Annotated in this window: 22 protein-coding genes; 7 read left to right on the top strand and 15 right to left on the bottom strand. The window is 37.6% G+C overall.

Going from position 1 to position 20,457, the window contains the following annotated elements; translation table 11 throughout:
• Positions 1 to 198 precede the first annotated feature (198 nt).
• From QF042_RS01830 to def, 4 genes are all read left to right on the top strand, one after another.
• Positions 199 to 2,349, top strand: coding sequence for a S9 family peptidase (locus QF042_RS01830; protein ID WP_307524756.1), 2,151 nt, complete (start codon positions 199 to 201; stop codon positions 2,347 to 2,349).
• Positions 2,350 to 2,486: 137 nt separating this feature from the next.
• Positions 2,487 to 2,939: a hypothetical protein gene (locus QF042_RS01825; RefSeq protein WP_307524754.1), complete on the top strand. Its 453-nt coding sequence runs from the start codon at positions 2,487 to 2,489 to the stop codon at positions 2,937 to 2,939.
• A 26-nt stretch (positions 2,940 to 2,965) separates the two neighbouring features.
• Positions 2,966 to 4,198 (top strand): pitrilysin family protein, encoded by a 1,233-nt coding sequence (locus QF042_RS01820; protein WP_307524752.1) that lies wholly within the window; start codon positions 2,966 to 2,968, stop codon positions 4,196 to 4,198.
• A gap of 144 nt (positions 4,199 to 4,342) precedes the next feature.
• Positions 4,343 to 4,903: a peptide deformylase gene (def, locus tag QF042_RS01815; RefSeq protein WP_307524750.1), complete on the top strand. Its 561-nt coding sequence runs from the start codon at positions 4,343 to 4,345 to the stop codon at positions 4,901 to 4,903.
• Positions 4,904 to 5,137: 234 nt separating this feature from the next.
• Here def and QF042_RS01810 read toward each other — a convergent pair whose 3' ends face one another.
• From QF042_RS01810 to QF042_RS01800, 3 genes are read right to left on the bottom strand one after another with little or no spacing between them, the layout of a single operon-like run.
• Positions 5,138 to 5,773, bottom strand: a complete 636-nt coding sequence (locus tag QF042_RS01810; RefSeq protein WP_029274883.1) for a hypothetical protein — start codon at positions 5,771 to 5,773, stop codon at positions 5,138 to 5,140.
• A gap of 53 nt (positions 5,774 to 5,826) precedes the next feature.
• Entirely contained in the window at positions 5,827 to 6,072 is a 246-nt protein-coding gene (locus QF042_RS01805) for a NifU family protein (protein WP_307524747.1), read from the bottom strand.
• A 34-nt stretch (positions 6,073 to 6,106) separates the two neighbouring features.
• Positions 6,107 to 7,183: an Mrp/NBP35 family ATP-binding protein gene (locus tag QF042_RS01800; RefSeq protein WP_307524745.1), complete on the bottom strand. Its 1,077-nt coding sequence runs from the start codon at positions 7,181 to 7,183 to the stop codon at positions 6,107 to 6,109.
• A 131-nt stretch (positions 7,184 to 7,314) separates the two neighbouring features.
• Here QF042_RS01800 and QF042_RS01795 point away from each other — a divergent pair, with 131 nt between their 5' ends.
• The 3 genes from QF042_RS01795 to QF042_RS01785 all read left to right on the top strand — a co-directional run bounded on the left by QF042_RS01795 (position 7,315) and on the right by QF042_RS01785 (position 10,976).
• The gene (locus QF042_RS01795) at positions 7,315 to 9,474 is read left to right on the top strand and encodes a transglycosylase domain-containing protein (protein WP_307524743.1); all 2,160 of its coding nucleotides are present in this window, start codon (positions 7,315 to 7,317) and stop codon (positions 9,472 to 9,474) included.
• A 244-nt stretch (positions 9,475 to 9,718) separates the two neighbouring features.
• Positions 9,719 to 10,261, top strand: coding sequence for a hypoxanthine phosphoribosyltransferase (gene hpt / locus QF042_RS01790; protein WP_307524741.1), 543 nt, complete (start codon positions 9,719 to 9,721; stop codon positions 10,259 to 10,261).
• A gap of 55 nt (positions 10,262 to 10,316) precedes the next feature.
• Positions 10,317 to 10,976, top strand: coding sequence for a phosphatidylserine decarboxylase family protein (locus tag QF042_RS01785; RefSeq protein WP_307524739.1), 660 nt, complete (start codon positions 10,317 to 10,319; stop codon positions 10,974 to 10,976).
• 515 nt (positions 10,977 to 11,491) lie between these two features.
• Here the strand turns inward: QF042_RS01785 and QF042_RS01780 are convergent.
• From QF042_RS01780 to rimM, 12 genes are all read right to left on the bottom strand, one after another.
• Positions 11,492 to 12,664 (bottom strand): mechanosensitive ion channel family protein, encoded by a 1,173-nt coding sequence (locus QF042_RS01780; protein ID WP_307524736.1) that lies wholly within the window; start codon positions 12,662 to 12,664, stop codon positions 11,492 to 11,494.
• A 70-nt stretch (positions 12,665 to 12,734) separates the two neighbouring features.
• Positions 12,735 to 13,082 carry a 50S ribosomal protein L19 gene (rplS, locus tag QF042_RS01775; protein ID WP_025141628.1) on the bottom strand — a complete coding sequence of 116 codons (348 nt, stop codon included), beginning with the start codon at positions 13,080 to 13,082 and terminating at the stop codon, positions 12,735 to 12,737.
• A gap of 231 nt (positions 13,083 to 13,313) precedes the next feature.
• Entirely contained in the window at positions 13,314 to 13,802 is a 489-nt protein-coding gene (locus QF042_RS01770; RefSeq protein ID WP_307524734.1) for a hypothetical protein, read from the bottom strand.
• A 37-nt stretch (positions 13,803 to 13,839) separates the two neighbouring features.
• On the bottom strand, positions 13,840 to 14,313 hold the full coding sequence (locus QF042_RS01765; RefSeq protein ID WP_307524732.1) for a hypothetical protein: 474 nt from the start codon (positions 14,311 to 14,313) through the stop codon (positions 13,840 to 13,842).
• Between the two features lie 12 nt (positions 14,314 to 14,325).
• On the bottom strand, positions 14,326 to 15,174 hold the full coding sequence (locus QF042_RS01760) for a WG repeat-containing protein (RefSeq protein WP_307524730.1): 849 nt from the start codon (positions 15,172 to 15,174) through the stop codon (positions 14,326 to 14,328).
• 121 nt (positions 15,175 to 15,295) lie between these two features.
• Positions 15,296 to 17,077 (bottom strand): 7TM diverse intracellular signaling domain-containing protein, encoded by a 1,782-nt coding sequence (locus tag QF042_RS01755; protein WP_307524728.1) that lies wholly within the window; start codon positions 17,075 to 17,077, stop codon positions 15,296 to 15,298.
• Positions 17,055 to 17,690, bottom strand: coding sequence for a response regulator transcription factor (locus QF042_RS01750; protein ID WP_307524727.1), 636 nt, complete (start codon positions 17,688 to 17,690; stop codon positions 17,055 to 17,057). Before QF042_RS01750 ends, QF042_RS01755 begins: the two co-directional genes overlap by 23 nt.
• 63 nt (positions 17,691 to 17,753) lie before the next feature.
• Complete coding sequence (gene trmD, locus QF042_RS01745; protein WP_056850557.1) at positions 17,754 to 18,428, bottom strand: tRNA (guanosine(37)-N1)-methyltransferase TrmD; 675 nt, start codon at positions 18,426 to 18,428, stop codon at positions 17,754 to 17,756.
• A 102-nt stretch (positions 18,429 to 18,530) separates the two neighbouring features.
• A complete protein-coding gene (locus QF042_RS01740; protein WP_307524722.1) occupies positions 18,531 to 18,965 on the bottom strand; it encodes a hypothetical protein in 435 nt (144 codons plus the stop codon).
• Positions 18,966 to 19,024: 59 nt separating this feature from the next.
• A complete protein-coding gene (locus tag QF042_RS01735) occupies positions 19,025 to 19,225 on the bottom strand; it encodes a helix-turn-helix transcriptional regulator (RefSeq protein ID WP_307524720.1) in 201 nt (66 codons plus the stop codon).
• Complete coding sequence (locus QF042_RS01730; protein WP_307524718.1) at positions 19,215 to 19,667, bottom strand: hypothetical protein; 453 nt, start codon at positions 19,665 to 19,667, stop codon at positions 19,215 to 19,217. Before QF042_RS01730 ends, QF042_RS01735 begins: the two co-directional genes overlap by 11 nt.
• A gap of 129 nt (positions 19,668 to 19,796) precedes the next feature.
• Positions 19,797 to 20,324, bottom strand: coding sequence for a ribosome maturation factor RimM (rimM, locus tag QF042_RS01725; protein ID WP_307524716.1), 528 nt, complete (start codon positions 20,322 to 20,324; stop codon positions 19,797 to 19,799).
• Between the last annotated feature and the right edge of the window lie 133 nt (positions 20,325 to 20,457).

Genomic DNA, 20,457 nt, shown 5'->3' with positions numbered 1-20,457 from the left:
AATTAGTTTGGCGTTTAGAGTCAATTAACCGATTAACCACTAATGAACCAATGGCTAATGAACTATTAAACTATTGAGTTTGGAGCCAATTAACCGATTTAAACAGTAACCAGTTAACCGCAACGCCACTAATGAACTAATAGCAACTGAACTATTGAACTAAATTATTAAATTGCATTCAACCTAATTCAAACCACTATGAAACGTATCTTACCTGGCTTAATTGTACTTAGTACCGTTATGGCTTGCAATAACCCTCAAAAGAAAGAAATGAAAGCGATTAAGTGGCCAGATGCCAAAGCTCCGGTAGCAGAAATTATTCCGCACCAAAGAGTTATACACGGCGATACCGTTGTAGATAATTATTATTGGATGATCGATTATTTTAAAAAAGGTCCTGACAGCACAAAAGTTGTCGATTATTTAAAAGCCGAAAACACCTATCTCAACACGATGATGAAAAGTACAGATCAATTTCAGGCTGATCTGTTTAAAGAAATGAAAGGTAGAATTAAAGAAAAAGACGAATCTGTCCCTGTTTTCAGGAATGGTTATTTCTATTACACCAGAACCGAAGACGGGCAGCAATATTTTAAATATTGCCGTAAAAAAGGGAGCTTATCGGCCGCGGAAGAAATACTCTTAGACGTAGATCAACTGGCAAAAGGCCATACCTATTACAGCGCAACCGGATTTAGCGTTAGTCCCGACAATAAGCTTTTGGCCTTTGGCGTTGATCAGGTTTCGCGTCGCCAGTACACCATCAATGTTAAAAATTTAGAAACCGGCGAAATGCTAAAAGATGCTATTACCAATACCGAAGGTGGGGTAGCATGGGCGAATGATAATAAAACGCTTTTTTATACCTCAAAAAATCCAGTTACACTATTAAGCGAAAAAATCAAAAAACACACGCTTGGTACAGATGCTAAAACAGATGTGGTTGTTTATGATGAAAAAGACAACAGTAACTATATCGGTGTAATGAAATCGAAAAATGGTCGTTTTATTTTTATTGCATCACAAGGAACATTAACTGCTGAATATAGAATGATTGATGCCGATCATCCTGAAGCTGCCTTTAAAGTATTTTCTCCCCGCTCAAAAGATGTTTTATACGACATTTTGCCGGTGGATGATAAGTTTTACATCATAACCAACTGGAATGCTAAAAATTTCCGTTTGATGGAATGCCCATTAGATAAAACAGAAAAAGAAAACTGGAAAGAGGTTATCCCGAACCGTAAATATGTATTATTGGAATACGGAGAAGAGTTTAAAGACCACCTGGTTCTTTCTGAACGTAAAAATGGCTTGACCGAACTGCGTGTACTGAAAAAAGATGGCAGCGACTATTATATTAAATTCGATGAACCGGTTTATGCGGCGGGTGTTGGTGCGAACCCTGAATACAACAGTAAAACATTACGTTACTCCTATACTTCTTTAACGACGCCAAATTCTGTTTACGATTACGACCTGGAGAAAAAGGATAAAAAACTGATGAAACAACAGGAAGTTGTTGGTGGTTACGATCCGAAAGATTATGCAACTGAACGGGTTTTCGCAACAGCAAAAGATGGCACAAAAATCCCTATCGCACTGGTTTACAAAAAGGGTTTTAAAAAGAACGGCAATGCGCCTTTACTGCTTTATGCATATGGATCTTATGGATCGAGCACAGATGCAAACTTTTCTTCACCAAGGTTGAGTTTGTTAAACCGTGGCTTTGTTTTCGCTATTGCCAATATTCGTGGCGGACAAGAAATGGGCCGCCAATGGTATGAAGACGGTAAACTAATGAAAAAGAAAAACACTTTTACCGATTTTATTTCGGCAGGAGAATATCTTGTTGATCAGAAGTACACATCAAAAGGCCATTTATACGCACACGGCGGTAGTGCTGGCGGTTTATTGATGGGTGCTGTGGCTAATATGGCACCCGATTTATGGAACGGTATTATTGCTGATGTTCCTTTCGTAGATGTAATTAACACCATGCTGGATGAAAGTATTCCGCTAACCACCAATGAGTTTGATGAATGGGGCAATCCGAAAGAAAAAGCAGCCTACGATTATATGAAAAGCTATTCTCCTTATGAAAATGTAGAGAAAAAAGCTTACCCAAATATGTTAGTTACTACAGGCTTACACGATAGCCAGGTGCAGTATTTCGAACCTGCCAAATGGGTAGCCAAATTAAGGGCCACAAAAACCGACAAAAATGTTTTACTGCTCAAAACCAATATGGAATTTGGCCATGGCGGTGCGTCTGGCCGTTTCGATTATTTAAAAGACGTTTCATTGCGCTGGGCATTTTTATTCTCGCTGGAGGGGATAACGAAATAAATTTCCCTAAATCCGTCATTTCGAGCGGAGTGCAACGCAGTCGAGAAATCTAACTATACAGATCTCTCCATTTCGCTGCGCTTCGGTCGAGATGACGGATCTTTTTAAACCATTAATAAATTATATTTCACCTCACAATGAACACCAAACTAAAAACACTCCAAATTATCCATCTTGCTTTATGCTCTGGCGTTTTTCTCTTTGCACTGGTAACCATATTTCTTAACCGTGACATGATGTTTTTTGATGCGAACCCTAAAACCACTTCGCCTTTTAATCCAATATTTCCGATAATGGGATTGATTACCATCTCGGCGAGTATCTTTTTTTACAGAAATTTAATCGCTAAAATTGATAAAGCTGCTCCTGCTGATGTAAAAATCAATATGTACCAAAGTGCATTTATCATTACTTCAGCTTTACTGGAAGGAGGGGCGCTTTTCAATGTGGTAGGTTTTTTTATAACACATAATTCATTCTTTTTAATATTCGGTGCTGCTAATTTTATTTTTTTGATACTCAAAAGGCCAACCAGAGATAAATTGATTTCCGCTTTACAATTGCAATACCCGGATACCGAGGCTTTGTAAGCAATTAGCCTTATCTTTGCCCCTCAATGGAATACAATGTTCACACTTTGCCAAACGGTATACGCTTACTGCATGTGCCTTCGGCCTCTGCCATATCTCACGCTTGCATCATCGTTAACACAGGATCGCGCGACGAACCTGAAAACAAAGCGGGTTTAGCACACTTTATTGAGCATTTGATTTTTAAGCGTACCGAAAAACGGAGCACCAATCAGATTTTAAATCGCTTAGAGAGTGTTGGGGCAGATTTAAATGCCTACACCACCAAAGAATATACCTGCGTGCACGCTTCTTTTTTAAATCCATATTTAGATAGAACACTAGATCTTTTCAACGATATTCTGTTCCACTCCACTTTCCCTGAAGAGGAAATGGATAAAGAAAAAAGTGTAATCTTGGATGAGATTTCTTCTTATTTAGATCAGCCTGAGGAAGCCATTAATGATGATTTTGAAGACATGCTTTTCGCTGGTCATGCTTTGGGCAACAATATTTTGGGCACAACCGAATCCGTGCAGCATTTTACCAGAGAGGATGTAATCAATTTCAGGAAGGCCAATTATCGCACCAACGAAATTGTAGTTGCTGTGCTGGGAAATTATACCTTAAATAGTGTTGTAAATAAAGGGAGCAAGCATTTTGCTGATGTTGAAGAGAATAATCCAAACAAAGAAAGGGTTAAACCAGGTATACTTCCACAAAGCAATACTACTATTTATAAGCCAATCATGCAGGCACATTGCATTGTAGGCACACAGGCATATTCTACGCACCAATCGCAAAAGGTGGCTTTAATGCTGTTGAATAATTACTTTGGCGGCAATGGGATGAGTTCGGTATTAAATCTGCAGATCAGAGAGAAATATGGGATTGCCTATACCATCGAATCCAATTTTTCGCCCTTAAGCGATACGGGTATTTTTTCCATTTATTTCGGAACTGATAAAGAAAAACAGGCCAAAGCGCTTTCTTTAATTTTTAAGGAGATCAAAAAGCTCAGGGAACATCCTTTAAATGACTTACAGCTTCAAAAAGCCAAAAACAAATTTATCGGACAGATTGCTTTGGGAGAAGAAAACAGGATTGGTTTAATCATTTCAATGGCTAAAAGCCTGATCGATCACAACAAAATCGATTCGCTGGAAACTGTTTTTGAGAAGATAAATGCCGTTACCACCAAGCAAATGGCAGAAGTTACCGATGAGATTTTAAATATCGGGCAACTGAATATCTTTACTTTCTGCCCAATAGAGGAATAATTCTTATTTTTGTAAGTCAAAACCACTCGTTTTGTCATCCTGAGCTTGTCGAAGGACTTAACCATAGGTCTTCGACAAGCTCAGACTGACAGCGATTTATAATAATTAATAAGCTCAGATCTACATCTGAAAAAATATAATACAATGAAATTACCAATAGTAGCTTACGGCGATCCTGTTTTAAAAAAGGTAGGGACCGATATTGATAAAGATTATCCAGGATTAGAACAATTAATCAGCGACATGTTCGACACCATGTATTATGCAAACGGTGTGGGCTTAGCTGCTCCTCAAATTGGTTTGCCTATTCGTTTGTTTATTGTAGATACAGGCGAAGATGAAGATGGCAAACCAGGTTATAAAAAAGTATTTATTAATGCACAAATTTTGGAAGAAACTGGAGAGGCCTGGAGTTTTAACGAAGGCTGCTTAAGCATTCCTGATATCCGCGAAAACATTATGCGTAAACCCAACATCAAGATCACTTACTTTGATGAAAACTGGGTAGAGCATACAGATGATGTAGATGGAATGCCCGCACGCGTAATCCAACATGAATATGATCATATCGAAGGAAAATTGTTTACCGATAAAGTGAGTGTGCTCCGTAAAACGATGCTTAAAAGTAAACTGGATGCGATTTCGAAAGGTAACATCAAAACAGATTACAAAATGAAATTCCCGAATAAAAGTAAGAAACGATAAGTTTTGATTTAAGATGTTAGAGGGAAAATGGAAACGTTTTCCCTTTTTTATTCGCCTAATCCGACATCAATTACCTTACGATCCGTCCTCCTGAACTGTTTCAGGATCTTTATAGCAGCATAGATCCCGAAACAAGTTCAGGATAATGACTAACTAAATAAAATTAGGGTAATGATTAAATAGTGCTTGGTCTTCTGCACCCAGGACTAAAGACTCCGAACTCAAGACTCCAGACTAATTCGTCCGGCTCTTATCGCCATCAAAAATCTGCTGCATCAGCTTACCCCATGCGAAAGGGTTGAGCAGCGGATTGGTTTGAACCATATTCTTATTGATCATCCTATCGAAATTATACCGATAGTTTTGGCTACCTATTTCTTGTCCGTCACGTGGCAAAGTTTGGATTAAACCATCAATTGAGGAGCGAGAAAGGTTTTTTTTGGCTATGGCCATATCATCATCCGCCAGTTTCATTGATAAAAACTCGCGGGTAAATTCTTCTGTTGTTGCCCAAGGAAAAACACGCACCGATGGTAAATCGATTACATTGGCTTTCAGTTTAACCATAATGGTATACTTGCTATCCGGTGTGCTTTCAGGAATTACCGTAGAAAACTTCTTGTAACCAATGGCGGTGAACAAGATGGTATCGCCAGGATTAACAATAAAGGTAAAGTAGCCTCTGTAATCGGCACCAACCCTTTTACTCTTGGCAGAAAGATTGGTGATGGTAACATAAGGAATCACGTTTGAGCTATCGATATCGGTAATAATCCCTGAAAATTGGATGAGTTTATCCTGTGCCGGCTTTTGTTGTGCAAAAGCGGTTACAGAAAAAATAAGGCAAATTAGGGCAACACAATATCTCATTAAGACAAAAGTAATTTTATTAATAAAACTTCCTTGTTAAATAGTGTTAAAGCTTAATCTTGCTCAGCCAGGTTAACTGCAACTACTGAAGTGATTTGCGGAACAGCTTTCATAATGGCTTGTTCGATACCAGATTTCATAGTCATAAAACTCATTGGGCAAGAACCGCAGTTGCCTAAAAGCTTAAGCTTTACCGTTCCTTCAGATGTAATTTCTTCAACAGAAACATCACCTCCATCAGCCTTTAAATACGGCCTGATAGTTTCCAATGCCTGTTCTACTTGTTCTGTTAAATTCATTATATATATTTTAATTTATAAAAATAGTAATTTTTTAGCAATTCACCATTTGCGCATTGTTGATGGATATTTGTTGTGCAATTTTACTTGCAATATCTCCAAATATAACATCCAGTAAAGGATTTTGGTTTAATGCCACCGGTTTCCCTTTATCTCCAGCTTCCGAAATACTCTGGATAATTGGAATTTCGCCCAAAAAAGGCACATCAAAACGTGCTGCAAGTTCTGTTCCGCCACCCTTTCCGAAGATATAATACTTATTCTCCGGCAATTCTGCTGGTGTAAAATACGACATGTTTTCTATGACACCTAAAACCGGGATATTAATTCCAGGCATTCTGAACATGGCCAAACCTTTATGCGTATCGGCCAGTGCAACCTGTTGCGGTGTAGTAACTACAACCGCTCCTGAAATTGGGAAACTCTGCGTAATGGTGATGTGGATATCGCCTGTTCCCGGTGGAAGATCTACAATCAGATAATCCAATTCTCCCCAGTTGGTATCGTTAAACAATTGTTTTACTGCATTCGACGCCATTGGTCCACGCCATGGCACTGGTTGACCTGGATCAGCAAAAAAACCTAAGGATAATAATTTTATCCCGTATTTTTCGATGGGTAAAATTTTAGTTTTACCATCAGCGGTTTCTTCCGCCCCTGGCTTGGCATCAACCAAATCGAACATGGTTGGTACTGACGGGCCATAAATATCGGCATCGATAAGGCCAACTTTGGCGCCATCTTTAGCCAATACAACTGCCAGATTACTCGCTACAGTAGATTTACCAACTCCTCCTTTTCCTGACGAAACCAAAATAATGTTTTTGATGTTATCCAGTGATGATGAATTGCTTGGTTGGGTAACCCTCGAAGTTACATTGATTACGACTTCTGCCGTTGGCGACACAAAATGCCTGATGGCATTTGTACAGGCATTTTTTAGCATTTCCTTCATCGGACATGCCGGTGTAGTAAGCTCTAATGTAAAATTGACCTGGTTATCTGTAATCTGTAAATCTTTAATCATGTTTAAGGTAACCAGATCTTTTTTAAGATCGGGATCTTCAACATTTTTAAGCGCATCTAAAACTTGTTGCGGGCTAATCTGCATGGTATTAATTTAAATTCAAAATTAACAAAACATAGCCACAAATACTTTTATTTAGGCTTTTTAACTGTAATTTTAACACGAAATAAACATTTAATTGTTACGTTTAAGCAATTAACCATTTTAACGACTATATGCGAATACCAAAAATTAAGATCCCAAAAAAATATTTAAAAATCGGAGCCTGGGTTTTAGGTGTTTTTTTAGTTGTTTGTATGGCTTTAGGTGCAGTAGCCTATAGCAAAAGGGAAGCACTTCTTAAAAAAATGGTGGCCAAAGCAATTGCCAAGGCAGATAAGGATTATGACTTGGAGGTTAAAATCGGATCAGCAGGTTTTACAGGGCTAAGCACCGTTAAAATGACCAACATTTCTGTCGTTCCTAAAGATCGAGATACACTTTCAAACATCGGCGAACTCAGTGTAGGTGTAAAACTTTTTCCGCTCATTTTTGGCAAAGTAAAACTCTCAGAAGTAAAATTGAACAACGGTTTTGTGAGTGTGGTACTTAAAGATTCGACCACAAATATCGATTTCATCTTAAAACGTAAGAAAAAAGACAGCACTCAAACCAATCGAAAAGCCAACTTACCAGAAATAGCCAGCAACATCTTAAATCAGGTTTTATATAAAATCCCTGACGATATGGATGTGAAAAACATGGTTTTTAAACTAAACGATCACGATACGGCCAAATTGAGTTTTGCAACCACTGCCACAATTGATGGCGGTGATTTAAAATCAACCATTGATGTGAACAATAACGAATCTACCTGGCATGTAGATGGCTATGTAAACCCTGGTAGCAAAGAATTACGTTTTATGGCTTATGCAGACGGAAAGAAACTCGAATTACCTTACCTGAATAATAAGCTCCATGCAAAAATAAGCTTCGACACCTTACAAACCGAACTTAAAAATGCAAAATACAGCGGCGATGATTATAAGATCTCTGGTTCCTGGTCAGTTAAAAACATGTTGATTAATCAACCCCGCATTGCTTCAAACGATATTATTATACAAAGCGCGAAACTGGATGCTGATATTTTGGTTGGGCCAAATTATGTTGCCTTAGACAGCACCTCAACAGCCTATTTAAAAAACGCACAGATCCACCCCTTTGTTAAATATACTTTAGGAAAGAATAAAATATATGAGCTAAAGCTAAATGCCGAAGAACAGGATGCGCAAGGGGTTTTAGATGCTTTTCCACAAGGCCTGTTCGAATCGCTGGAAGGATTAAAAGTACATGGTAAGATTAAATACAATCTTAATTTTTATTTAGACACTAAAATACCAGACAGTGTCCGCTTCAGTTCTACGTTAACCCCCGTTGATTTCAAAATTGTACAATGGGGTAAAACCAATCTGCAAAAAATCAACAGTCCGTTTGTTTATACGCCTTATGAGTATGGCAAACCAATGCGTAATATTACCATAGGTCCATCAAACCCTAATTTTACCCCTTTATCTTCAATATCTAAAAACTTTATCAATGCGGTTTTAACAGCAGAAGATCCTTCATTTTTTACACATAATGGTTTTGTTGAAGAATCGATCCGTAAATCTATTGCCGTAAACTTTAAAGAAAAGAAATTTAAACGCGGTGGCAGTACCATCAGCATGCAGCTGGTTAAAAACGTTTATTTAAGCCGTCAAAAAACACTGGCCCGTAAGGCTGAAGAAATTTTAATTGTTTGGCTGATCGAACATAATCACCTGGTAAGCAAACAGCGGATGCTAGAGGTGTATTTTAACATTATGGAGCTCGGCCAGAATATTTATGGAATAGGAGAGGCTTCACGCTATTATTTCGGAAAACAACCTGCCGATTTAACCATTGGTGATGGTTTGTTTCTGGCGAGTATTGTACCTAAGCCAAAAGCATCTATGTACAAATTTATGGCCGATGGCAGCTTGAAACCTTATATGTTCAACTACTTTAGGTTTATGGGAAATATTATGGCAAGAAGAGGGCTGGTAGCAAGCGATACTTCTGGCTATGGCTTTTACAATGTACGTTTAAGAGAAGGTTTACGCCAGTATTTAGCACCTGATACTGCTGTTATTGACACAACCGCATTCGACGATGATGAAGATGGATTGCCACCTATCATTGTTCAGGATAAAAACAAAAGTTTATTCGACCGTATTTTTGGCGGAGGATCTAAAAAAGATACTTCGAGCAAACAGATAACCAGCCCTGCCGATACTGGTAAAACCAAAAAACAGCTGAGACAGGAGCGAAGGGAAGAACGAAGAAGACAAAAGGAATTGGAAAAGGCTCAGCAGTAATCAGTTTGTAGTTGCCAATTGGCAGTTTACAGTTGAGTCAAACGATAAAACAATTAACTAAAATTAGTTTGGAATTTAGAGTTGGGCGCTTGGAGATGATTAGCAGATTTAAACAATTAACCAGGGCCAAGTTTTCAATTCGCAGTTTACAGTTCTTAGTTAAATCAACAATTAACCGGTTAACCGATTTAAACAATTAACCAACATTACAACGTTCCAACATTTAAACTATTTTAACAGCAGCATGCACAAAATAAAAGTAGAGGATAAAGAGTTCGAGATATTTTTAGAAAATGATACACTAAATAAAAGGATTCGTTTGCTGGGCATCCAGATGAATGTTGACTATGAGGGCAGGTGCCCTCTGTTTATCGGCGTGCTAAACGGCAGTTTCTTGTTTCTGGCCGACTTGATCAAAGAAATTAACATACCCTGCGAAGTTTCTTTTATGCGTGTGGCTTCTTACGAAGGAACAGCAAGCTCTGGAAATGTAAAAGAATTAATCGGACTGCCCGATAACATCGAAGGCAGAGATATTATCATTGTGGAAGATATTGTTGATACAGGCTTAACCTTAACACATATTTTAAAAACGATAAAAGAAAAAAATCCGGCTTCAATTAAAGTAGCGTCTCTTTTACTTAAGCCAGGTGCGCTAAAACATGAAATTGAAGAACTGGAATACGTTGGTTTTGAAATACCTAATGAGTTTGTGGTGGGTTATGGACTAGATTATAATGGGCTTGGCAGAAACTTAACCGATATTTATAGAGCAACTGAGGCATAATTTTTAGATTGGATTAATTTATTTTTCGCACCTTTGCCCAATAATTCCGAACACAATGACCATACATAAAGAAGGCTACACCACAATTGCCTTAAGCATATTGTTTATTTTCGTAATCAACGCAGTAGTCGATTATAAATATCACGACATCACCTGGTTGCGCTGGTTCATTTACATCTTTTCGGCTGTATTATTTATCATTGTACTGCAGTTTTTCCGTAACCCAAGCCGCAGCTTTTCTTCAGGCGAGAACCTGGTCATTTGCCCGGCGGATGGTAAAGTGGTGGTAATCGAGGAAACAGAAGAAGGCGAATACTTTAAAGATAAACGTTTACAGGTTTCGATTTTTATGTCGCCGGTAAATGTTCACATTAACCGTAATCCGATTTCGGGAGTGGTGAAGTTCTTTAAATATCACCCGGGGAAATATCTGGCGGCATGGAATCCAAAATCATCAACAGAGAACGAACGTACCACAACTGTTGTGGAGCATAAAAATGGCACTCCTGTATTGTTCCGTCAAATTGCAGGTGCTTTAGCACGTAGAATTGTATGGTATGTAAAAGAAGGCGATCAGGTGATACAAGCCGAGCAGTTCGGTTTCATCAAATTCGGCTCGAGGGTTGATGTATTTTTGCCCGTAGGTACAAAGGTTAACGTAGAGCTTAATCAGGTTGTAAAAGGTGGAATAACTACGCTAGCGACTTTAAGTTAAAACAACATTTGACCATAAAAGAAGCCGATTTAGTTTATGCTAAGTCGGCTTTTTTGTTTTTACTACCATTTAGATTAACGTGGTGGTCCGTGAGGATACAGACCACGGGAACTGAAAGGATTTTGAAACACTGAAGAATCCACCTAAACCTGATAGCAACGGAAAGCCCGGATCCCGATTTTTCATCGGGAGCGGACTTGTAGTGAATAGCAGGAACACACCTCAATAGTACCGCTGCCCTTGCTTTCCAAAAAAAGAACAGCGTCTCTTTGTTTATCAAATGCCGTCTAACGCACCAGCAAATTGTCTCAGCAAACTATGTTTTGTGATCTGCGAGACGCCAATGTTATCAAATTAAACATCTCGTTGTCAGTCTGAGCTTGTCGAAGACCTTAAATGCGAAAAATCTAAAAAAGGTTGTCCTTCGACAGGCTCAGGATGACATCTTTTTGTTTTTCTACTAAATAAAAACATTGAGTGAGACACAGACGACGGAAGTCAGCAACAGAATCTATCTAATCCATAGCATCATTACCTACCTCTTCTTTATCACTCGCGGCTGGCCTATCACTAATTAAACGCTGCGTAGGATAAGCAAAATCTGATTTATTCCGGATAACGATATCCATAATTTCCAGATTGATTTCCTGCCTGATTTTAAGGAACTCGACATAATTAAGTACGGTTACAAAATAATTAACCTCTACGTTCAAGCCAGAATCGCCAAAGCTTTTAAAAGAAGCATTTCCATCATCGCTGGTACCTTCATGATTGTTGACATAACTTTCTATTTCGCTAATGATTTTTCTTAGCGATGCCGAATTGGTTTCGTAGGTAAGTCCGATCACAAAAGATACTTTCCGGGAATTCCTCAGAGAGAGGTTTTCTAAAACACCATCAATCATCCCTCTATTGGGTATGGTAGCCATGGTTTTTTCAGAAGTCCTGATCCTTGTACTCCTGAAACCAACCTTTTCAACTGTGCCTTCTACACCGTCAACCTTTACAAGGTCGCCAACGGTAAAAGGTTTATCTAAAAAGATGGTGAATGAACCTATTAAGTTCTCTAAGCTCTCTTTAGCGGCTAAAGCAATGGCAATACCACCAATACCCAATCCGGTAATCAGCGTTAATACATTTACCTCGAAAACAAAACCCAGAAGGGTGAAAAAACCGATAAAGATTACAACGGTTTTAAAAAGCTCCTTTAAGAAAGGTACCAGTTGATCGTCAGCCTTATTGTCCGTAAGCGATGCTTTATATAACAAAACATGGGTAATGAAGTCGATTATTCTTAAAATAATCCAAAAAACAGATAGGATGATCCCAAATAAAAATATCCGGTCAATACAATCGCCAATGGTTACAGGTATTAATTCTTTAACCTTGCCAATTAATTTACTGTAATGAAATACAGCCACCTCTAAAGGGTGTTTTAACTGGTTTATGGAAAGATAAAGTGTAGTTAACAGAATAAAAACCTCAATAGGCTTTACCAATAAGGCAACGAAAGCATCGTTATGCGATTGGTTTGAAAAGTTTCTGAAAAGCTTAAACAGCAGCCCGCTTAACAGCTTAGAAACAATTTTTTTGAAAACTAAGCCTAAAAAAAGTATTCCCCCGAAAAGAAAATAGGCCTTAACGGTGTTGCCCCAAAAAACCTGGTCGAAAAAAGCAGAATCTAACATTTAACAAAGGTATAAACAAAAAAACCTCCACGAAATTAATCGTGAAGGCTATATCGTATAATAAAGAATATTATTTTCTCAAAGATTTGATACGGGCAGCTTTACCAGTTAAAGCACGTAAATAGAACAATTTCGCTCTACGAACTTTACCATAGCTATTTACTTCTACCTTCTCAATGTTTGGAGAATTGATAGGGAAAATACGCTCAACCCCAATACTGTTGCTCATTTTACGAACTGTGAAAGTTTCGTTAGCGCCAGCACTGTTACGTTGTATCACAACACCTTGGTAAATTTGGATACGTTCCTTATTACCTTCGCGAATTTTATAGTGCACGCTCACTGTATCGCCAGACTTGAACGCAGGAAAATCTTTTTTTGCGATGGCCTGCTCTTCAACAAATTTTACTAAATCCATGATTTTAAGCTATTAAATCGATATTTCATCCCGTGAAAATCGGATTGCAATATTAGGGATTATTTCTGAGAAAAAAAAACCTATTTTAATTTTTTCCACAATCTTTATGAATTCCACATTCGATTGTGTTAAATGCTTCTATTCCAAAAGGTCAGGATGGCACTATTCGCGAACATATCACTAAATTTAGCATTCAATATTCTGATTTAAATTATTTAACCATTGATGATCTCAGGTGTGAATAATACAATTGGGCAACGTTTCTTCCGCTTTAATTATCTTTTCTAAAATAGTGTCCCGGCTTTCTTCTACACCTTCATCGTGAGGCGAGATATGCAGCTCTTTAAGATTTTTTAAATCTTTTAAAACCGTTATATCTTCTAAGCGGATTTTAGTCCGCCAGATATCGAGGTATTCCAAATCGGTCAGTTTGTTAAGATACGGCAAACACGCTTTAGTAATATTTTCATGCTTCATGAGCGTTAAATGCTTAAGTTGCTTAACATCGCTGATCAACTTCACTCCCTCATCGGTTACCCGTGTTTCTTTCAAATAAACGCTCTCCATAACCGAAACTTTTGCCAAAAGCATGGCCAAATACTCATCATCAACCATCGAATCGATACTGGCAAAACCAGGCAATTCTGTAGGGATGTTTTTAGCTTCGGTGATATGTCCAAAACGCCACCAGAACTGTTTTTCTGCGCCTTTGAGTTTCATTTTATTAAAGTAAACCGGCCCGGATTAACGACCAGTTCTAATACACACCATAGCCTAAAACACCAATTTTTTCCTTTTCATCGGCATAGGTAATAAAATTGTACTTCGTTCCGGATTTGCTCCAAATATTTTTATTAACCGGCTGCCCATCTATAGATTGTTTAACCATTTTAGCTGTATATCCCTTGTTCTTTAGCTCCATATCGATAAATGCCACATTAATTGCACCAGAAAAAATGCAAACTATAGTAGAAATTTTATCATTTTTCGTGTAAGACACCTCTATCATATCAAATTTGGAGTCGAAGGCCAATATCTCTTTAACATCGCCTTCGCCTTCTTCAACATCGCCTTTTTCAAAGCCTTTATCCTTCATAAAGGAGTTAATGTTTTGCCTTGTGGTATTATAAAAAACATCGTTAATAAGCGCTAATTTTTTGTTCTCGTAAGTAGTCTGGCCAAAGGCGAAAGACCCATAAAGTAAGAAAAGTAATACTGTTAATTTTTTCATGTCCATGTTTGTTTATCGTGTAATTTCTTTACCTGTTTTATCCATTGCTCCCCATCTGCCATTTAATCTAAACCGGGCCACTCCATTCTCAAAGCTGCCAACCGCATCGTATTTAATCGGGATAACTTCTTCGCCTGTTGTGTTTATAAAACCCTCTCTACCGTTAAGCCCAACTTTAGCTAAACCTTCCTCAAAATCAGCGATGAACCTATACTTGAAAGGGATGATTTCGTTTCCGTTTTTATCAATGGCGCCATAGAGTTTATTCTTTTCAACAGGAGCAACCCCATCATTAAAATCTTTTGCATAGTCATATTTAAACTTTGTAAACTCTTTGCCTGTTTTATCAATAAAACCCCATTTATTTTTTAGTTTCACACTGGCATAACCATTTTTAAAGTTATTCCCATCCTCGTACTTTAAAGGCGTAATTTCTCTACCTGTAGCGTCAATAAAACCATACTTCTCGTCTAGCCTCACCTTGGCAATACCTTCATAAAAATCAAATGCAACATCGTATTTTAAGGCCGTGATTTCCTTACCTGTTTTATCAATATAACCCGATTTTCCATTTAACTCAACCTGCGCAAATCCATCCTTAAAATAAATGGCATCATCATATCTGAAGGGAATAACCACTTTCCCTGTCTGATCTATAAAGCCATATTTTCCGTCTAGTTTAACAGCAATCAATCCTTCGTGGAAACTATATCCAGCCTTTTCGTACTTAAAAGGGATCACTTCTTTCCCTGCTTTATCTACAAATCCATATTTTCCACTTTCATTCTTTTTTGGACTTAAATCTTGCGCATAACCCGCAATAGCCAGCACACTTAGTACTGCTGTAAATAGTTGTTTCATTTCCATTAATTTAAAGGATGTATTGCTTTTATTAAGCTAAAGTATACTAAAGATACGCCGACAGAAATACCCAATAAAGGGTATATTTACAGATACAGAACTCACAAAAAACGGTTGTATATTAATTATTGGAAGGGATATCGATCTGGATAATAGTGCCTTCGTTTTTAACACTACTGATTTCGAAATTACCTTTGTAGTAATTTACTCTCTTTTCGATATTTTCGAGCCCAAAGCCCTTGATTGTTTTCTGCAGATCGAAGCCGAACCCATCATCAGTAAATTGAAAATGGTAGTTTTTGGGATACTTATAAAGCTCGATGGTGATTAACTCCGCGTTACCATGTTTTAACGCGTTATTTATTATCTCAAGAGCGATAAGATATAAATCATAAATCCATTTTTCATCAATTTTGTCAGGGAAATCATAACAGAAAAGCTCAATTTTTGCATCTGTTAAACCCGCGTTTAGGCTTGAGATCTGACTTTTTAAACTAGATATCAAAGCGCCTTCATCAAGTGCTTTCGGCAGTATTTTATGAGATATCTCTCTGATGTCTTCAGCCAGTTCGTTTATTGTTTGCTTGGCAAGCTCGGCATTCTTCATGTCGAAAAGATGAATAATATGGGCAATCTTACTCCCTACATTGTCGTGAATAATGTTAGCGATGTTTCTCCGCTCACGCAGCTGAACTTCACTAATGGCCCTCAACGAACTCTCTTTTTCAAAAATAACCTGTTGCATCAGTTCGTTGTTCTTAAAAAAAATATCGATGTAATTTCTAGATAAAACGTATCCGAACAAAAACACCTCATAAAGACTGATAAACAACATCCAATTATCGCCCAGTGATTTTGGAATAATTTCAAATGTCTTTAAAATTAAACAAGCACCCCATACAAACTGCGGAGCAAAAGCAAGAAGCGCATAAGTAGCCTGGGTTTTTTCAATTTTTAGATGCGTTAATGCCGACCAGAAAAGTATGACGATAGACGCCAGGAATATGATGTAGCCAAACACAAAAAAGTGCCGGAATTCAAAGTCCTTATAAAACACCAATAACGAAATCGAAATTAAAATCAGTAAAAAGTTTATGCTACCAAGTACTATGATCAGTTTATGTTTAACAGGCTGATTTTCTTTTAGCTTTAAAAAATGCCCAAGAAAAATACTCAGGGCAATGTACCAAAGTGCTCCGGTGTAAACCCGGCCCTCGCTAAAAAACCTAAACGCTGGAAATAAAACATGCTTGGCGAAGTTGGTTGTAATTGCTGTATAAAACACAGTTAGTATAGAATAACCAATGTAATAAACATATAACCTGTTTTTGGTCATCAAAAACAATATTCCATTGATCATGAGCAGCAAAAACACCATACCGATAAAAAAGGAAGTCAACGCTGTTTTTTGAGATGATTTGCTTTCTAAATAAGCCTGATCTTCTAAACTATAAGAAAAATCTAAAAAGGAAGTTTCTTTTTTAACCCGCACCCAAAGCAATCGTTCTTCGCCTGGCTGCAGGTTAATTTCAAATGCCAGGGTTTCGATAAACGGACTCCGGCCAACCGTTCTGTCACCTATGGTTTTAATTACGCTACCATCATAAAGGCTAAGGCTATCGATATGGTTATTGTTAAAACATAGCCATGTTTTATTGCTTTGTGAAGCGCTTGCATTTTTTACAGTAAATCTGCACCATACCGCGGCATCTTTGTTGTAGCCGATGTTAACTTTGCTGCCCTGCTTAAACGGCTGAAATTTTTGTTGTTGGAGCATTCCGCTCGTCCACGATGAGTTTTGGTCTATAGCGTAGCCGGATACTACCGATATTGATTGGTTTGCGGTTTGTGCACAAGAGAATAGCGGGAATAGCAGAAAGCTAATCAAGTAGATTATTCTCATGAGCAAATTTAATGAGCGAACTGCTATTATTGATTTCCAACTTCCGGTGGATATTCTTGCGATGAGTAGTTACGGTGGTTATGCTGATAAACAGCACTTCAGCAATCTCTTTACTGGTTAATCCTTTAATGATTAGTTTAATGATCGCTTTTTCCTGTTTAGATATCCGGAATTTATTGACAATTGAACCATCAATGGCACTATACACACTCTCGCCTTTTTTATAACTCTTATTGGTATAAAACGTTGTGTCTTTATTTGATTCGATAATACTGATAAGTTCTTCGGCAGGTGTTTCTTTTTTGAGGAAAGCATTAACCCCCAGTTTCTTTGCTTTTTGAATCAGAAAATCTTCGTAATAAGCAGTAAGAACAATTATTTTGGTGTTTTTTAGTTGGGATCTGAGTTCTTCAATCAATACAAACCCATCAAAGTGGTTAATATTTAAATCACAGATGAAAACATCAGCAATGTTATGCATTAAATGGTTTCTACAGGAATGTACATCGCTGAATTTAAAAATGCCATAGTTGTTCCCGGTATTTTTAAGCAATTCGGAAATGCCGTTTAAAAAAAGTAAATGGTCATCACAAATAACGATCTGTTTGGGCATATTATCGGGAACTAGAAGCGTTTCTCTAAAATAGAATTTACCTTTATAATTTACAAGGAAATTTTATTCTAAAAGGTCAGGACGGCGGGTTTTAGTCCGTTCTAAGGCCTGTTCGTGTCTCCACTCGTTCACCTTTGCCTCGTGTCCGCTTAATAAAACATCAGGCACTTTATGTCCACGCCAGTCTGCGGGACGGGTATATACAGGTGCATCAAGCAATTCTCCCTGAAAACTATCAGATAGTGCAGAAGTTTCATCATTTAAAACACCAGGAATTAAACGCACAACAGCATCTACCACAATTGCAGCAGGGAGCTCTCCGCCACTTAAAACATAATCACCTACCGATATCTCCCTGGTAACAAAGATATCCCGTATACGCTGATCTATGCCCTTATAGTGGCCACACAAAATGATGATGTTCTTTTTAATAGAGAGTTCGTTGGCTGTGCTCTGGTTTAAAGTAACACCGTCTGGGCTCATGAAAATGATCTCATCATATTCCCTTTCTGCCTGAAGTTTTTCGATACAGGCCGCAAAAGGCTCAATACTCATTACCATACCGCTACCTCCGCCATATTGGTAATCGTCTACACTTTTTTGTTTGTTGGTGGCATAATCCCTCAGGTTATGCACAACAATTTCGGCTATACCTTTTTTTTGTGCTCGCTGCAAAATAGAATGAGCAAACGGACTTTCTAATAAAGCAGGCAAGACTGTTATAATATCAAAACGCATGATGCAAAGGTAAGTCTTTAGGCTGAAGTCTTTAGGCTGAAGTCAAATTTTGCTAAGCTCAGTATCAATTTTGGCCCTTACCGAAACCCATTGTGTTAAATACTAATCGAGCGTATTAACCTTTACCAGATCGCTTGCCCATTGCAACGGTTTTCTACCGTTCCGTCCGTCGACAACACCGCTTACTTTCATGGTTTTTTGATCGTTGCTTAAGGTGTAATAGTTTGCATATTGCCTGCCTTTAAGATCGTAAGAAGCATCGGCCCTTGCATCCGAAATATTTAGCACATACATGTTGTTCGATAAAATTTTAAATGTGCCGCTATGGGTAACGATCTGCACACCACCTTCTTTGGCAAGATTGTAAAAACTTCCATCCGCTTTAAAAACAATTTTACATCCGGGATTTGTAGTATCGTTCCAAATGCCTACAAATGGTTTGATTTCTTTTAAATTAGCTTGTTGTACGGTTTTACAAGAAAAGATGGTTAGCACTGTAAGAAAAATTACTGCAATTTTTGATATTCTTTTGAGCATGTTAATTTTGGTTAGAATGAGATCTAAATTAACAATTTTTCCTTAAAAAACATGATCTGTTAATCGCCATCCTCCAGCTCAAATATTTCCTCAACGGGCTTATCAAAAACCCGGGCCATTTTTAGCGCCAATACGGTTGATGGAACATACTTTCCTGATTCGATGGTATTTATGGTCTGCCTGGAAACCTGAATTAAATCAGCAAGTTCGGCCTGTGTTATATTTTTGATTGCCCGTTGTACACGAAGGTTATTTTTCATTTTTAACGCCCTCTCTTTTTAACTGATACAAGTTCCAATAAAATTTAAGTATAAAAACTAAAAGTAAGGTCCATATATTATAAGTGATAATAAAAATATAGCCCAATCCATAAAAAGAGAAGTTGATTATAATTAGAATAATATAATTAATGAGTACGGCCCATTGTAAACTTTTCAGCCTAAGTATCGAGATATACTCATCTTCAATTCTTTCCTTTGCGAAAACAATCATCAAAAGACCTAACGTAATCCCCAACATTGCAAATTCATTTGTGAGATTATAATCATTTCCCATCGCTCCGCCATTAGAAGGATAATAGAGTTGAAAACCGGGAATCCTGAACTCTGCTATTACGCAAGACGATCCTAAAATGCCGAATGCTACAAAAATTACCCAGCCAATTGCTTTGTACTTGTTTGGGATTAAAAGTGAATTTCTCATATATCAAATATTTTTTACTAAATGTAAAGTATTTTTGATATTAATGTCAAGTATTTTTTACTAAAAGATTGTTTTATTTTACAAAACAGGCTTAAGAATAGCAAAAACCAGGAAAATATTTTTTTATTTTTAGCTTTCCAGATAAATATCGAGCAAACCTTCTGGTAAATCGAGGGTTAATGTTTTTTCATCCTCGTCGTATTCTACAATAAAATCTTCATTTAGCGGGAACAAAATTTCGGTTTCTTTATACATCACCGTAGCCACAAATTGTTGTGGGTATTCGTTTACTTCCAGTATTTCTCCTAGTTCACCAAGCGTTTCATCAATGGCCATGAAACCTTTAAAATCGGTATATAAAAATTCGCCTTCTTCGCGTTCAGGCATTTGCGATAGGGGTAGGTATAATTTCTTTTTTAATAAGGGCTGCACTTTATCGATATGATCGGCATCATCAAAGTTAAAATAGCCTGTTTTATTGGCTTGTAGTTTTGCCGAAGCCACAAAATATGGAACAAGTTTACCATTCATATCGGCAAATACCACATCAAATTCGAGTTGTTCGTATTCATCAAATTCGAAAAATACCTGAACTTCTCCTTTTAAACCCCTCGTTTTAGTAACGTAACCTATATAAAATGCTTCTTCGTGTTTCATACCCCAAATTAAACGTCACCCTGACCTTTAGCATAGCGGAAAGCTACGCTGTAAACCGAGCCTTAGGCGAGTTCACCGAAGGTAATTTATTTCAGGGTCTTCCCAGAAAGATGCTGAAACAAGTTCAGCATGA

This window comes from Pedobacter sp. W3I1, assembly GCF_030816015.1.
Lineage (GTDB): Bacteria > Bacteroidota > Bacteroidia > Sphingobacteriales > Sphingobacteriaceae > Pedobacter.
The sequence above is the reverse complement of the archived record's forward strand: the minus strand, read 5'-3'. Positions and strand labels throughout refer to the sequence as shown.

Bases quoted from the DNA above. Each gene is read 5' to 3' on its own strand.
- QF042_RS01780 (WP_307524736.1), bottom strand. From the start codon at position 12,664: ATGTTAGATTCTGCTTTTTTCGACCAGGTTTTTTGGGGCAACACCGTT.
- QF042_RS01770 (WP_307524734.1), bottom strand. From the start codon at position 13,802: ATGAAACTCAAAGGCGCAGAAAAACAGTTCTGGTGGCGTTTTGGACAT.
- QF042_RS01830 (WP_307524756.1), top strand. From the start codon at position 199: ATGAAACGTATCTTACCTGGCTTAATTGTACTTAGTACCGTTATGGCT.
- QF042_RS01750 (WP_307524727.1), bottom strand. From the start codon at position 17,690: ATGCCCAAACAGATCGTTATTTGTGATGACCATTTACTTTTTTTAAAC.
- trmD (WP_056850557.1), bottom strand. From the start codon at position 18,428: ATGCGTTTTGATATTATAACAGTCTTGCCTGCTTTATTAGAAAGTCCG.
- QF042_RS01820 (WP_307524752.1), top strand. From the start codon at position 2,966: ATGGAATACAATGTTCACACTTTGCCAAACGGTATACGCTTACTGCAT.
- rimM (WP_307524716.1), bottom strand. From the start codon at position 20,324: ATGAAACACGAAGAAGCATTTTATATAGGTTACGTTACTAAAACGAGG.
- QF042_RS01765 (WP_307524732.1), bottom strand. From the start codon at position 14,313: ATGAAAAAATTAACAGTATTACTTTTCTTACTTTATGGGTCTTTCGCC.
- hpt (WP_307524741.1), top strand. From the start codon at position 9,719: ATGCACAAAATAAAAGTAGAGGATAAAGAGTTCGAGATATTTTTAGAA.
- QF042_RS01760 (WP_307524730.1), bottom strand. From the start codon at position 15,174: ATGAAACAACTATTTACAGCAGTACTAAGTGTGCTGGCTATTGCGGGT.
- QF042_RS01810 (WP_029274883.1), bottom strand. From the start codon at position 5,773: ATGAGATATTGTGTTGCCCTAATTTGCCTTATTTTTTCTGTAACCGCT.
- QF042_RS01740 (WP_307524722.1), bottom strand. From the start codon at position 18,965: ATGCTCAAAAGAATATCAAAAATTGCAGTAATTTTTCTTACAGTGCTA.
- QF042_RS01825 (WP_307524754.1), top strand. From the start codon at position 2,487: ATGAACACCAAACTAAAAACACTCCAAATTATCCATCTTGCTTTATGC.
- QF042_RS01795 (WP_307524743.1), top strand. From the start codon at position 7,315: ATGCGAATACCAAAAATTAAGATCCCAAAAAAATATTTAAAAATCGGA.
- def (WP_307524750.1), top strand. From the start codon at position 4,343: ATGAAATTACCAATAGTAGCTTACGGCGATCCTGTTTTAAAAAAGGTA.
- rplS (WP_025141628.1), bottom strand. From the start codon at position 13,082: ATGGATTTAGTAAAATTTGTTGAAGAGCAGGCCATCGCAAAAAAAGAT.
- QF042_RS01755 (WP_307524728.1), bottom strand. From the start codon at position 17,077: ATGAGAATAATCTACTTGATTAGCTTTCTGCTATTCCCGCTATTCTCT.
- QF042_RS01805 (WP_307524747.1), bottom strand. From the start codon at position 6,072: ATGAATTTAACAGAACAAGTAGAACAGGCATTGGAAACTATCAGGCCG.
- QF042_RS01730 (WP_307524718.1), bottom strand. From the start codon at position 19,667: ATGAGAAATTCACTTTTAATCCCAAACAAGTACAAAGCAATTGGCTGG.
- QF042_RS01785 (WP_307524739.1), top strand. From the start codon at position 10,317: ATGACCATACATAAAGAAGGCTACACCACAATTGCCTTAAGCATATTG.
- QF042_RS01800 (WP_307524745.1), bottom strand. From the start codon at position 7,183: ATGCAGATTAGCCCGCAACAAGTTTTAGATGCGCTTAAAAATGTTGAA.
- QF042_RS01735 (WP_307524720.1), bottom strand. From the start codon at position 19,225: ATGAAAAATAACCTTCGTGTACAACGGGCAATCAAAAATATAACACAG.